Raw genomic sequence first — 13,438 nt, forward strand, 5'->3', positions numbered from 1 at the left:
TTGGTCTCGACAACCCGGAGATGTTCAGGAGGCCCTGCCTTCATGCGCGGACACGGCCAGGTTCACCCGCCCCAGCCCCCGTTTTCGATCACATCGCTCTCATGATCGATAGAGATACGGCTTCTCAGTCTCAGCACCCCCATGCATCCCGTTACGAGACGCCACAACAGCGGCGGAGACCGAATTGTTTCCATCCCTGCCTTCGGGGACGTAGATCTCCTGTGAGAGGCTGAAGCCGAAGCCGGTCGCCCCACACGTACCCTGGTGGCACATGTGTGGCACAGCGACACACGGCTCGTGTTCGGAAGCTGCGTTTTCGCAGGTCAGCCCCCGTAGCTCAGCGGATAGAGCAGGCGCCTTCTAAGCACTTGGCCGCAGGTTCGAGTCCTGCCGGGGACGCTCTTTCCACACCACCGTCAGCCCTCCCTCCGGGGAGGGCTTTCGTGCAGGTCAGCGGCACCCTAGCGCGACCGTCGTAGCGTCGCAGTAAGCCCCGGAGTCTCCTGGGGTGAGTCCGGGGCTGTCCGGCTGTTATCGGGTTTCTGCGAGTGGCCACGGAGAATACGTGGTGAAGTTCTACGTGGCGTTCAGCCGACCTCCGGGACCTCGGGGAGGTCGCCGCTGTCCTCAATCCGCCGCTTGAGATCGGCGAGCTGCCCGGTGACGCACCGGGCATATACGGCGAGTAGGGCAGGGACGCTGTTCCCCGCCCAGTCGGCCACCTGCGCCGGCGGCACCCCGTCGTTCAGCCAGTTCGTCAAACAGGTGTGCCTCATGTCGTAGACCCGCTTGCTGAGCGGCGACGCAATCTCCTCCGGCGAAAGCACATACCTGCGCGCAGCCGTCCACGCACGACGAATGACTGAGCCGGCGAGCATTCCGCCGTTCTCTCCCTGAAAGAGGAGATCCCCCGGCTTCAAGTCCTCCGCCTTGATGTGCTGACGGAGGATCCGTGTCAGCGCGGGACGACACAGGACGACCCGCATGTCGTCCCTGGCGCGCCCCTTCAGCCCTCGCTCCTCGTGAACCTCGCCGGTGTCGGTCCAGTGCTTGCCCACCTCAGGCTGTGCTGTGTGGATGAGGAGTTCACCCCATTGGTCGTCATCTCCTGCATCCGGGCGGCGCACGTCCATGACCCGCATGGTCACAGCCTCCTCCGGGCGGGGAGCCGCGTAGTACATGGTCGCGAAGAAGGCATGCAGTCTGGGCCCGCCCCGCGGACGCTTGCGGACCCAGGCCAGCAGATTGAGCTTGTTCCGCTTTGACGGACACCTTTGGTGTGGTGGTCAGGCTGCGAGGGCGGTGGGAGCTGCACCGCGTCGGTGACGCTTACCTGCCGAAAGGCGAGCCGCGGACGCTACAGCTGGTCTGTGACGTGTATTGCCTTGTGAGGATGCGGACGGTGATGCAGGCTCAACGGAACACCACGGAGGTCCGGCCGGTTGCGAGGTGCTCGGTCGAGACCCAACCTAGAAGTAGGACGCTGGATCGACGCATGGATCACGTATTCAACCTCCTACCTGTGATTCCCAGCAGGCGAGGAGGCGCGCGGAGGGCAAGCGGCAATGGCCGATATTTCCCACGATTCTCCTGCGGCGGAAGACGCACGCCCAGAGCCGCTCACGTTGACTGGCCGAGATCAATTTGAGCAGCCAGAGGCCGGGAGAAGGGTGGGGCTGCTGTGGCTATCTCGATCGCGCTGGATGCATCGACGGGTGGATACGTTTGAATTTGTCGATGCGGAAGCCGTTCGATGCAAGATTGGTTTCCATTTTACGATCCCATCGGATGCCGTAGTTCTCGAAGGCTCGACAGGTCAGCGCCAATGCCTCGTTCCTCTCATGCTGCTAGACAAGGCGAGCCTCTCCTATCGATTCCATATGTGCGATTCTGAGGGCCACTCTTTGCCAAGGTTGCGAAGCAAGGAGTGCGCTTCTCTGGAATTCAACTTCCTAAATGCTGTCGCTGAATCCATCATCGGCGGGGCGATTCCTAAGACACCCTGGCTCCCCGGCCTACCAGATGGCCTAACATCAGCGTTTAGACGCATTACGACCTCAGTTATCCGCGATGGCGAGGCCACTTACAATTTGATGCACCTCACGCCTTGGGGTCTGAGATCAGAGCAGCGTGATCTTCTATTCGGGAACGCTAACAACCCTGCTTCCGAGTTCTTCAGGATTTCCGTGAAGGTCCTGACTGAATGTCACATACTGTGCGCCTTGGTCCCTGGCGAACCGGACAGTGAATGCATGGTTAAGATAACCACGGACGTCCCTCAGTCTTGGTCCACGGTAAGCGGGAAGCCGTGGCGTGAACTGCCGCGGTTGCTCGGATGGACGGCATGGGGATATAAAATAGTGCCACCCGTGAGTGATCCTAGAAGCTACCACTGTGAGCTATGGACGCCGCCAGGTGTGGAAATCGATCCTCGTTCACCAGGGTTGACGCCGGCGCTACCCCAGCCTCATGTCGGTTTCCTGGGTCGACACGGGTTCCACCTGGCAGCCCACGATTTCGGCAGTGGACCGGAATATATTCTCCTGTTGCGGCTGAGATCCGAACTTAGAGGATGGCTACCCGCAACCCTTGCGACGTGCCTAGCAGTACTGGCGCTGCTGTGCGTTGGCCGCGCGGAAAGTGCTGACCTGGTTGCTGCCAAGACCTCCGGCACAAGTTCAGGGACGCCGTTGAACCTGACGGTTCTGCTGACGACAATTCTTCTCGCCGTTGGGGCCGCCTCCATAACCATTCTGGCAAAATCTTCCTCGAAATCGCACGCCTTGGAAGACGAGATGCTTGCAGGCCTTCGAGGCGTTTCATGGTGTATTCCAGTCGTGTGCTTCTCGGCTGTTCTCATCTTGTTTTGTGTGAATTCAACGGAGCGTATGGAGTGCGGCTTCCTCGTGCTTCTCGCAGTGCAGTGCGTAATCCTGGTCCTGCTGATACTGCCGTGGTATATACGCAGAATCACGAGCCCTGGGCTTAGGGTGACGGCGCCGCGGCAGGAAGCCATGGAGAGTCCAGGGCTTTCCTGGGATGAATGATCGTGGGACAGTGGTGAGGTGCACGAGAGGAGGTAGGGCTATGCCCCGACGCATTAGCGGACAAGGTGAAGACGGCTTCATGTGGGCGCAAACCCTCGATGGGCGTCAGGCGTGGCCAGACGATGCGCTGACGGATCAGGCGAGGGCCTTTGGGATTGGGCTCCTCAGTAAGGCCTACAAGAAGCCTTCGAAAGGTGGTGCCGTCGCCTCCCCTCGTAGAATCCGTGCTTCGGGTGGCAGCCGTAGCGAGAGTTGATCTCTCAGCCGCCCCGTCCTCAGCCCGATTGAGTCGATCATGTGGGCGCGCGCAGGAGGTGGGCTTCGACTGACGGCAGCCCTTGACGGCAACGTGGCCGTACTCGGGGCGATCCCCCCGGACACGGCGAGGCGCTTGCGCGGCTAGGACCTGTCCGGGCGATCACGCGACTGGTGCCGTGCGCGGCCTACGCAATGTGATCCGCCCGGTTGCTGGTGCGGTTCGATACGGGCCATGGTCGCCTGGCCGAACTTCGCGCGCCAGTACGTAGGGTCTACGCTTTGGCGCGGTGGTCGCTTCCCTGTCGGCCCCGGCCACGAAATGGTCAATTGCCTCGGGGTCTACTCGACATCGCGGGTCGTGGCTTCGCAACCAGCCGGTTTCATAGACCTCATGTCGGTGCTCTCGCTCTTCCTGCCCGCCTCGATGGGGGCGCAGCGCCGCCGTTGAAGCTCATCGCGTTCAACGTCCGGGATCGTCATGGACTCGGCGAGCACGGAGGCGAGCGTGTTCACTTGAGTGTCGTCGATGTCGGCGTGAAAGAGCCACCGGATGTTCTCGTCGCGCGTGATGAGGTCGATCGTCGAACGTGCGCTTCTGTCCTGTGCGGTTGCTGCCCGTACGTATCGCACCCGGTCGATCGGGATGTCTTGAACGGTCTCGCCCTGCTCGAGGAATGCGTTCGCCTTGGCCGTGATGATGCGGCGATCCGTGACGGCGACCAGCGTCTTTGCCGCGGCCTTGTCCCTCGCTGCCGCCAACTTCTCCTTCGCTCCGCTGAAGATCGCAGAAACGGGACCGAGAGCATCGAGCTGGTCGGGGAAGCCGAGGACACGGAGAGTCTCACCGTCCTCGAGGAACCATCGCAGGATGGGAAGGTACGGCTCGAGATCCAGCGATTTGGGCGCGCAGACGACGCCCGGAGCCTCGAGCGGAGGGGCCGGCGGACGGAGAGCATCGGCAAGAGGCTCGATGGCCTCCAGAAGACGGGCGGAGGTTTCGCGGGCTGCCTTCACGTCCTTCCGCTTCCCCGGCAGCGGCCATGCGTCGGGTCCGGGGAGCTCGGCGATGATTCGAAGTTCCCGCGTCAGCGAGTCGACGAGACTCGCCATCTCGGCGAGGGTGGAGTCGAACTCCGCGCGGGTGTCGCGCGCGATGACCTCGGCGTACTGCGCCTCGGCGGCGTCCTCTCGTCCAGCGGCTCTCGCCCTCGCTGCGCGGAGCGCGTGATACCCGGTCCACGCCTTGAGCGAGGACAGGAGGCCATAGGCGTCGAAGGCGATCCCCTCGGCGTTCGTCCGCAGATACTCACGGTGGCTGCGTGCGTCGGCCCGACCGATCTGCCTGACGTGGTCGCGGACATTCCCCTGGTAGAGCTCAAGCTGCTTCTGCAGCAGTGCTCCACTGCCCGTGACGTCCTCCCACAAGGACGTCGGGACCGATTCGATCTCTCGCGCCTGGTCGACCGCGCGATCGATGACGGCGACGAGCCCGGTCAGTTCAGCCCACTGATCCTTGCGGATGGTGGTGAGGACCTGACTTGTCACCGCGAGGTTGGTCTTGACGAGGCCCGAGACCTCACTCAGCATCATCTGAAGGGCAACCATGGCCAGCGCCGGCCCGATCGAGGCCGCGGTCTGCGCCTTGCTCACCGCATTCACGGAGTAGAAGCGGGCCTGATGCAAGAAGCGGCCAGGAACCATCACGGCGCCGAGGTTCCCGCCGTCCTTGACGGTGAGCGTCGCGCCGCTCTTTAGCAGGGCCTGTGCCGTGTCGCCGATCCTGTAGAGCCCCTGCACGCTGGCGAACGCGTTTCCGAGATTGCCTGCCAGGGTCGCCGCGTTACCGATTGAGGCGAGGATCGCTGAGATCTGCTTGCGGTCGGCAGCCGGCACGATCCCGAAGTCGATCAGATCGGGCTTCAGCTCTGGCGGGACCTCACCGGCGACGACAGCCACCCCTGGGAGCACCTCCACCAGGAGCGTCGACGCCGTCGTCGAGTCGATGCCCGAGTTGGAGGTCGGACCGTCGACAACAGGTGAGTCGGCGGTATCGCTCCGGCTGTTCTCCCCCGGATCACCGATCTTCATAGAGTCCGACGTGTCCTGCATGCGATCTCCTCCCCACGAGGGCGCGCAACGGTCCGCCGTCGGCGCTCACTGCTGGATTCTACGGCTCGACGCCCCGCAGATCGGCCCGGATCCACCCCGCTGAATCCGGACTGACTGGCGCCGGCCATGGGTGCATCCGGCGACGCAGAACCAGTCCTAGCAAGGCCGTCAGCAGCGAATTTCAGCTCCCGCCATTCCGCTCACGGAGCCTGGCGGCATCATGCCGGGTGTGACGGGTACGCTCGCCATCGGTGTGGCCGCGTAACCGCACCTTTCAAAGCCGATTGGGGAGCGGGCCGGCTCAGGGGCGGGCAGCGGCGTGCGGAGATCCGGGGGAGCCATGTCCTTGGCCATGTGTCCACTGTGCAGTGACGACGAGGACATCGAGGTGCGCGCGACGCTCGACGACGGACGCCGGATGGTCAGACACCGATGCGGCTTCGAGTGGGAGCATGGGGAGCCCTCGTTCCCGCAGAGGCAGACGGCCCGCTCCTTCGAGGTTCTCAGGGCACGATTCCCGAAACCCGAGGACGTCGATCCCGGGCGGTTGGAGCGCGTGGCCCGGCTGAAGTCGCAGTATCTCGCGGTCAAGCCGGACTTCGACTCGCGCGTGGCCGTCTACTGGTCCAAGTACCAAACGGTATTCGCCCCCGACGGACTGCGGAAGTGCAACCCGCAGGTGCTCAAGGACTTCGCCAACTCCGAGATCGGCGCGCGGCCCGGGAACCAGGCCACGTTCAATTCCGCGTGGAACGACATGGGCGATCTGGCGGCAGCCGAGGCGACCCGCTCGACGATCGGATACCTCCTGTACGGGCCTGACGAGGTGCCCTTGGAGGATCGGCTCCAGCAACTGCTCGACGGTTCGAAGCCCTTCGCCATGACCGGCTTCAAGGAAGCGCTCCTCACGAGGGTCCTGTGCGTGGTGTACCCCGAGCGGTTCCTCACGATCCTCAAGTACATGACAGATGCGGGTGGCAAGCGCGAGATCGCGCGCATGGTCTACGGCTTGGAGCTTCCGGCACCGGAGTCGGTGAGCTGGACCCGTGGGCGCCTCATTCTCTGGAGCAATGATCTCCTTCGTACCCTCGTCGGCGACGGCTTCGCCAACCAGCAGCATTCGGCCACGTTCCTGTGGTGGGCCAAGGACCGTGTTGAGCGGTGCGGGTGACTGAAAAGCAGGGGATGAGCGCCGCGCGTGGAGCGGGCACCGTGCGGCTCGACGGCTCGAGAGCCGTTCTCGTATCTGGGGGAAGATGGGCAAGTTCAACTGTCGGCAGTACGGGAAGGTCGTCCCCTTGGGCCTCGGTGTCCCGTACGCGCAAGTGATGGCTGACCACTACAAGCAGGCAGGGCACTGACGTGCCCACACGGGACGCAGTGCTGCGCCGGGCAGGGTGGGTCAGCCCCGGCACCGAACACCACCGGCCCAAGTGGCAGCTCGCCCTGGACATGCTTGACGAGCTCGCCGCCATCGGTCTGCGGCCCGCTGTCCTGGTCGCGGACACCGGCTACGGTGCGAACGCCGACTTCCGGCGTGTTCTGGACGAGCGGGGGCTGGCCTGGGTGCTCCAGGTCAAAGGCGAGATGACCGCTCACGCCGAAAACGCGGTGCCGCACCAGCCCGACTACGGCGGGCTCGGCCCCCGACCGCTACCCCGTTACCGCACCCGCCCGGCGGCCTTGCGTGAGCATGTACTGGCCGCGGGCCGCAGCCGGGGCCGGACCGTGACCTGGCGCAAGGGCTCGAAAGCGGCGATGAGTTCATACTTCGTACTCTTACGAGTCCGGCTGGCCGGACGCCGCCCCCAACCGGCCGACGACGGCACGATCCCGCTGTCCTGGCTGATCGCCCAGTGGCCCGAAGGCGAGAACGAACCGGTGAAGTACTGGATCTCGAACATGCCCGCCGACATCCCCGCCAAGGACCTCATCCGCCTCGCGAAAGCCCGCTGGCGCATCGAGCACGACTACCGCGAACTCAAGACCGCTCTGGGCCTGGACCACTTCGGGGGCCGCTCGTTCACCGGCTGGCACCGCCACGTCACCCTCGTCACCGCCGCGCACCTCTTCCTGACCGAACAGCGGAGGGCCCCAAAAGCCCCTGCCAGGGCCTGACTCTCTACCAGGCCCTGGACCTCCTCCAACACCTCATCGGGCAGGACGGGACCTGGAGCACCCCCGTCGACCTGCCCGCGGCAGGCGACTACCGCGTCTTCGCCGACTTCACCCCCGCGGGACAGAGTGCGAAGCCCCTCGCCCTGGGCGCAGACCTCGCCGTCGCCGGCCCCTACCAGCCGCGAGAGCTGCCGCCCCAGAAGGCCACGGCCGAAGTCGACGGCTACACCGTCACTCTCGACGGCACGCTCATGGCCGGCAAGATGACCGGCCTGACGCTGAGCGTGGCGAAGGACGGCAAGCCCGTCACCGACCTTGAGCCCTACCTCGGCGCCTACGGCCACCTCGTCGCCCTGCGTTCCGGCGACCTCGCCTACCTCCACGTCCACCCCGAAGGCAACCCCGGCGACGGCACCACCCAGCCCGGCCCCGCCATCTCCTTCATGGCCACCGCCCCCACCCACGGCGCCTACCGCCTTTTCCTCGACTTCAAGCACCAAGGCACCGTCCGCACCGCCGCCTTCACCCTGCACACCACCAACCGCACCAACCCCGCCCCCACCGCACAGCACGAGGACGACACCAGCGCCGAACACCATTGACCCGCTGAAAAGCAGCGGCTTCCTCACCGGTGGCTTCGTGATGTGGACGGTCGCGTAATTCCCCACCCTGAACGTCAGGAAATGGGACACGGGGACGGCGGCGTCGCGACCATCGTGGGCCTGCGGACGGCGACCGGGCGTCGGCATCCCCAGGGCGCCAGAGCTTCCCGGGCCGCCCGATAGCCAGACAGTCCTTCAGGCTGGTCAGGACTGTCCAGGGTGGCCGTCAGGCCAGCGCGGAGCGCCGCCGCAGGCGCCCTTGACCGGCCGGACCAGCCGCACACTCAGCCGTCGGGCGGCCCGTCACGGCCTCAGCCCAGGTGGGGAATTACGTAACGCTGATCATGAAGATCCTGGGGAATTACGTGACCGCTGACACGTGAGAAGCGGCAGCACTTCGACACCGGATTGGGAGGTGCCAGCCCCATGGTCCGGCTGGGATATTCGTGAGTCTCGTGAATAGAGCCACCCGACAGTTTCGACGGTACGAAGGGCGGCCTCGGCCATCAGGGCCGCGATGGGGGCCTCCCTCCGACGCCCCGTACGGCCTGCCTCGGCGTGCTCGTTCTGCGCGGCCCCGTGAGGCTGGAGCCATGCCTGCCCGCCTGGTCATCTACCCGCCTGACGAAAACGGCTGGAGGCGTGTCCGCTGGGACGGAACGGCCATCGCGGTCGCGCACAAGCCGTCCGACATCGCCGTCTTCCTGTCCGCGGCCGGCATGGACAACGCCGAGGACTTGGACCTAGCCGACTCCGATCTCGTGGAATGGAGAGGCGGCGGTCCGGAGACGTGAGCGGAATCACCGCCGTGACGGCCTGAGGCGGCTGCGGCCGCCGTTACTCCGCAAAACCCGTTCCCACCGCAGGCCCGGTCGGTGTATGCCTGGGCAATGAGTGCACGCAATCGAGTGACGATCGACGCCCTGGACACCTATCAGCCGGCCGGGGAGTGCCCTAACTGCAAGCTCCACGTCGCCTTCACGCACGCGTCAAGGCGCCAGGTATGGCCGCAGCTCGTGGAACTCTCCTACGGGCGCAGCAGCGGGCCAGACCTCAGCAACCCCGTGCAGCCGCAGCAGCAGCTGGACATGTTCCGGGTGGTCGAACACGTCTTGACGTGCCCTCGGTGCCGTAAGACGTGTGTCCTGCACGAGCACTTCGGCCCGGACCTCCCAGATGATCTGGAGAAGGTGGGGGAGGCGCTCGAAGCCAAGGCCAGCAAGGTGCGCTTCGTGCTGCTCGTGTATCCGGTGGGCGAACCGGACCTACTGGCCCCCGAGGCGCCCGAGAGCGTGCGCGGCCTGTTCGTCGAGGGTGCTCGTTGCCAGCAGGCCGGTGCCCTGCGTGCGGCCGGCGCCATGTACCGCGCCGCTGTCGAGGAGATCTGCACGGACCGTGGAGCTGAGGGGAAGAACCTGATCGCCATGATTGCGGACCTAGTGAACCAAGGGGTCCCCGCTGAGGTAGTCCGGGACTTGGATGAGGCTCGCTTGCTTGGGAACTGGAGCCTGCACAAGGGGCTCAACTTCTCCCACGACGAAGTCGCCGACGTCGCCTCTCTGATCAAGGAGGCCGTATTCCTTCTCTATGTCCAGCCAGAACAGCGCGCCGCGTTGCGTGCTGCCCGTCAGGTGCGGCGCAACGGGCACCGGACGGCAGCACCCTGAGACCAGCGCCTGCTACGCAGGCCCGCGCCAAGAGCGGCTGCGGGCTCGGACCGCGAGAGCCGAGCCCGCAGGGAGGCAGGGCACACTGATGCCATGGTCGAGATGAGCCCGGGGCAGGCACGCGAGTTTTGGAAGGCGTTGGTGGACAACGCCTCCGCCTTGGTTGCCGACGCCCACACCCTGCTGGCCGCCGGCTCGCACGGGCGGGCGCGATCTCTCACGGTCCTGGCGCAGGAAGAGCTCGGGAAAGCGCTCTGGGTCTACGACGTCTTCCAGGGCGCCTGGAGTCAGGGGGACGAGGCGCCGCGCAGGGTGGATGCGCTGGCCACGCACGGCCGCAGTCACACGAAGAAGTACCTCGAGGCTGTCGTCTTCGGCGATGAGCTCGCGGCATTCTGGGGTGACTACAGCCGCGTGCGCGCGATGGGATCCGATGTGTCGTGGGAGGAGGCCCACCAGCAGCGGCAGACGGAAGCCGAGACCGCGGCGCGCGAGGCCAACCTCGCCAAGCAGCGGGGCTTCTACGTTGACCGCGATGAAGACGGAGCCATCCTGTCTCCGCCGGCCATTCCGGCCGGGATGACGGCGGACGACCTGCAGATCGCAGCCCAGGTGATCGAGATGCTGCTCATCCAGGATCACAGCCGTATGAAGTTCGATGCCGTGACTCCGTACGACAGCACCCATCGGCAGCAGTTCCGTCTGCTGCCGGTCTCCCATCCCGAGGACTGGGCCGCCGCCTCCGGAGTACCCGATCCGGAGGCGGAGCACGATGGCCGCCAGTAGGACTCGGCGGGTTTTGTGCCTCAGAGGGCGATGTCGGATCTCCTGAACGTCGGTGAACTCAGCCTCCAAGTCGCAGGCCCGGCGGCCGTTGTCAGGCCCTGCGCGGCGATATCCTGGAGCTGCTGTTCGGTGGCGTGGGCTGGACGAGTTCATCACTGTCTGACCGCACACCGCGCCGACGCACGCACGCGATAGCTTCACCGACCCCGGTTCCGCCAAGCCCCTTGGCGGAACCGGGGCTTCTTCCATCCGGCGCCTGCTGTTCGGCTACGTGCGCGACTACATCGGCGAATGCCTCGGCCCGGACGGAGTATTTGATCACCGACGCCGAGCACGAACTGGGCAACCTGCTCAACACCTGCTCCGAAGTGCTCCCCTCGCCGGTCCCCTCTTGGCCCGTAACTCGAGCGGGATCGATACGCCTAACCAGCCTCCCCCACCCAAGACACGGGGACGCCTCCGAACGGATCCATAGGCCAGTACGGACGCTCCCGCCACCCGGCTGCCACCTCCTCGGGTGATCGCGAAAACGCCAGCAGCCTTCGCAGACCGACCGGCAAGCCACAGCTCACCCGCACCCTCAGCGCGGACGGCCTCGAAGCCACATTCCAGACCGGTGACACCGTGTCCAAGCGGAGCTACAAACGCCTCTGACCCCGCGCCACGTGCATTCGGTCAGCCTCTCGGTGGCAGCGCGACGGCCGGTAGTGGACACCACCCGAATCGGCGGTGCCCACTTCCTTCTGGTCGACTCCGGTTCGCACACCTCAACTCTGCCCGCCACTCATCACGCAGGTTCATCTAAGGGCCCTTGTGGGATCAACCCGGCGACCCAGGGGCCGTGATCAACTCACGGCCATTGCCAGGGAAAGGGCCTCTTCGATATCGCCCGGGTTCAGACGCTCACTCTCGATATCGTTCCCGGCGGGATTCTCCTTGCGCCGCCCGAAACTCAATCGCCTGCGGGCTACTCGGTGCGTGCACCGGCTACACAGCTCCGGTCCGGAAGATGCGCGGCCCGAATCCGCACGAACCGCGCCACCCAGGTATTCCACTCCCGCAGGTATCGGACCGCATCGATCCGCGGTGTCCGGCTTACGTAGTGGACGCTCCGCTCGGCGACACGCTTCCCAATCCATCAAGGCTTGTACAAGTCAGCACCGAACCAGCACGGTTGAGGTTCCCAGGGATGATGACGGGTGATGAGAGGTCAGCACCAGGTCAGCACGGGGATGCAGGAAGGCCCCACCGAGAGGCGGGGCCCAAGCGCTTGACCTGCATGTTTGCGCTCAAATGAGCATTCATGCTATGGAATGCGTCAAAAAGGTGTGCAGGAATCTCATGAAATCGCCCTGACCTGCACGTTTACCCCTACTGCGCCTTAAAAACCAGCACGAACCAGCACGGGGGCTCGCCATGAACGCTTGCCACGCTAACGCATGGCGCCCCCTGATCCGCCGCTCACCTAAGATCACCCCGAAAAATTGGAGGACAATTTTTCACGCGTCGATCCTTGCCGCATCCCGAAAGACGCCGGCCGTAGCAGCACGCCCGCGTCGTACACGCTTCCGCAGTCCTGCGCAGTGGAACGGAGTCAGGGTGCGCACCACGCTTGGTGGCCTCTGCGACCCGGGGCGCGCCCCTCGACCCACATCGGCTCGAAGTAGAGGACGGTGCTCACTACCGGTGATCACTTCACAAGGTCGCTGTGATCTTTGCTCCGTAGGTGACATCCAGCAACAGCCACCGCAGGGGCCGCTCCCCCAGTCGATGCCGCAGCCACGCGCGGCGAACTGCTCCCGTGTCAACCGTGCCTCGAAGGGCGTAACCGCTCCCGCCGGACGGCATGCGAGAAGGGTCTTGCCCCTGCGGACGCCACCCAGATGGTGCGGAGCGCGGCGGCTGGTCAGGGTGCGCCGCGACTGATGCTGAGCGAAGCCGTGGTCCTGTCCCTGCCACCTTCCGTCCCCGTCGGACGGAAAGGCTGATCGCCGCAGATCAGAGGACCTCTCCGGGCGATTTCCGCAGGTCAGCGGCGTGCGGGTGACGACTTCAAGAAGATTTCCTCATGGGCTGCCATTTTGTTTGCTCCCACACTCGTCGGAACTATCTACGGCATGAACTTTGAATCCATGCCTGAGTTGGGTTGGAGCTTCGGATACCCCCTTGCGATCTGCCTCATGGGGATGGTTTGCATCAGTTTGTACGTGATTTTCAAGCGGCGAGACTGACTCTAAGCCCCTCGCATCACACTCAGTCATCATTCGCACCTTCGCTTTCGCATCACTCACAGACCGCCCCAGAAGCGGCCATGGGGAGTCCCTGGGGGAAATAGATGCGGGTGATCTCCTCGTCCTCACTGCAGAGGGTCTCTGAACTGGCCTTTTAGGGACCCAGGAACGCTGGGGAGAATCTGGGGAGAACCCAGGCCGCCAGCAGCACGTCGCACCTACGCCGTCAAGGCCGTCTGCCGTCCGGTTCGCCGCCCTCTGCACCGCGCACCGATGCCGCGACCAATCACAGGGAGTGGCACCGGCGCCTGGCGCCGCCGCCTGGAGCGGCGGGAAGGCCGCGCGGCTGACAACGGCAGCTGCAACCGTTGATCGACGAGACCGGACCCCGCACAAGAGCCGTCCAGAACCTGGCAGGGTCCGGCTCGCTGGAGGGTCCTCGACGCTCAAGCCCATAGCTGACTCCGCAGGGCGGCAGTGCTCGCGATTGCCGCTAGATGAATGAGTCCAAGGGATGGCCTGCGGACATGGCACGAGGGCGTCCAGTGTCGATGTGTGAAGAACGACGTGAACACCCTCGCAACAGCACTCTATGCCCGGATCGATGACGAGTTGAAGGC

Annotated in this window: 7 protein-coding genes, 1 tRNA gene and 3 pseudogenes; 9 read left to right on the forward strand and 2 right to left on the reverse strand. The window is 64.9% G+C overall.

Annotated elements, in window-relative coordinates:
- Positions 1-326: 326 nt before the first annotated feature.
- Positions 327-399, forward strand: a tRNA-Arg gene (locus QMF80_RS36900).
- Positions 400-587: 188 nt separating this feature from the next.
- Here QMF80_RS36900 and QMF80_RS36905 read toward each other — a convergent pair.
- Positions 588-1,142, reverse strand: coding sequence for a site-specific integrase (locus QMF80_RS36905; RefSeq protein WP_283461656.1), 555 nt, complete (start codon positions 1,140-1,142; stop codon positions 588-590).
- A 699-nt stretch (positions 1,143-1,841) separates the two neighbouring features.
- On the opposite strand from QMF80_RS36905, the gene QMF80_RS36910 reads away from it, so the two are divergent.
- Positions 1,842-3,047 (forward strand): hypothetical protein, encoded by a 1,206-nt coding sequence (locus QMF80_RS36910; RefSeq protein ID WP_283461658.1) that lies wholly within the window; start codon positions 1,842-1,844, stop codon positions 3,045-3,047.
- Between the two features lie 597 nt (positions 3,048-3,644).
- Here the strand turns inward: QMF80_RS36910 and QMF80_RS36915 are convergent.
- Positions 3,645-5,414, reverse strand: coding sequence for a hypothetical protein (locus QMF80_RS36915; RefSeq protein ID WP_283461660.1), 1,770 nt, complete (start codon positions 5,412-5,414; stop codon positions 3,645-3,647).
- Positions 5,415-5,754: 340 nt separating this feature from the next.
- On the opposite strand from QMF80_RS36915, the gene QMF80_RS36920 reads away from it, so the two are divergent.
- The 7 genes and pseudogenes from QMF80_RS36920 to QMF80_RS36950 form a co-directional block, all read left to right on the forward strand.
- Complete coding sequence (locus QMF80_RS36920) at positions 5,755-6,585, forward strand: hypothetical protein (RefSeq protein WP_283461662.1); 831 nt, start codon at positions 5,755-5,757, stop codon at positions 6,583-6,585.
- A 215-nt stretch (positions 6,586-6,800) separates the two neighbouring features.
- Positions 6,801-7,532 (forward strand): annotated as a pseudogene (locus tag QMF80_RS36925) (IS701 family transposase); the annotation flags it as partial.
- Between the two features lie 44 nt (positions 7,533-7,576).
- Positions 7,577-8,134, forward strand: a pseudogene (locus tag QMF80_RS36930) (DUF8832 domain-containing protein); the annotation flags it as partial.
- Positions 8,135-8,727: 593 nt separating this feature from the next.
- A complete protein-coding gene (locus tag QMF80_RS36935; protein WP_283461666.1) occupies positions 8,728-8,928 on the forward strand; it encodes a hypothetical protein in 201 nt (66 codons plus the stop codon).
- Positions 8,929-9,024: 96 nt separating this feature from the next.
- Positions 9,025-9,801 carry a DUF4145 domain-containing protein gene (locus QMF80_RS36940; protein ID WP_283461668.1) on the forward strand — a complete coding sequence of 259 codons (777 nt, stop codon included), beginning with the start codon at positions 9,025-9,027 and terminating at the stop codon, positions 9,799-9,801.
- A gap of 93 nt (positions 9,802-9,894) precedes the next feature.
- Positions 9,895-10,587 carry an AbiV family abortive infection protein gene (locus tag QMF80_RS36945; RefSeq protein WP_283461670.1) on the forward strand — a complete coding sequence of 231 codons (693 nt, stop codon included), beginning with the start codon at positions 9,895-9,897 and terminating at the stop codon, positions 10,585-10,587.
- A 2,051-nt stretch (positions 10,588-12,638) separates the two neighbouring features.
- Positions 12,639-12,818, forward strand: a pseudogene (locus tag QMF80_RS36950) (CorA family divalent cation transporter); the annotation flags it as partial.
- Between the last annotated feature and the right edge of the window lie 620 nt (positions 12,819-13,438).

Origin of the sequence: Streptomyces sp. G-G2 (assembly GCF_030063135.1) — a bacterium.
In the GTDB taxonomy this organism is placed as follows: Bacteria; Actinomycetota; Actinomycetes; order Streptomycetales; family Streptomycetaceae; genus Streptomyces.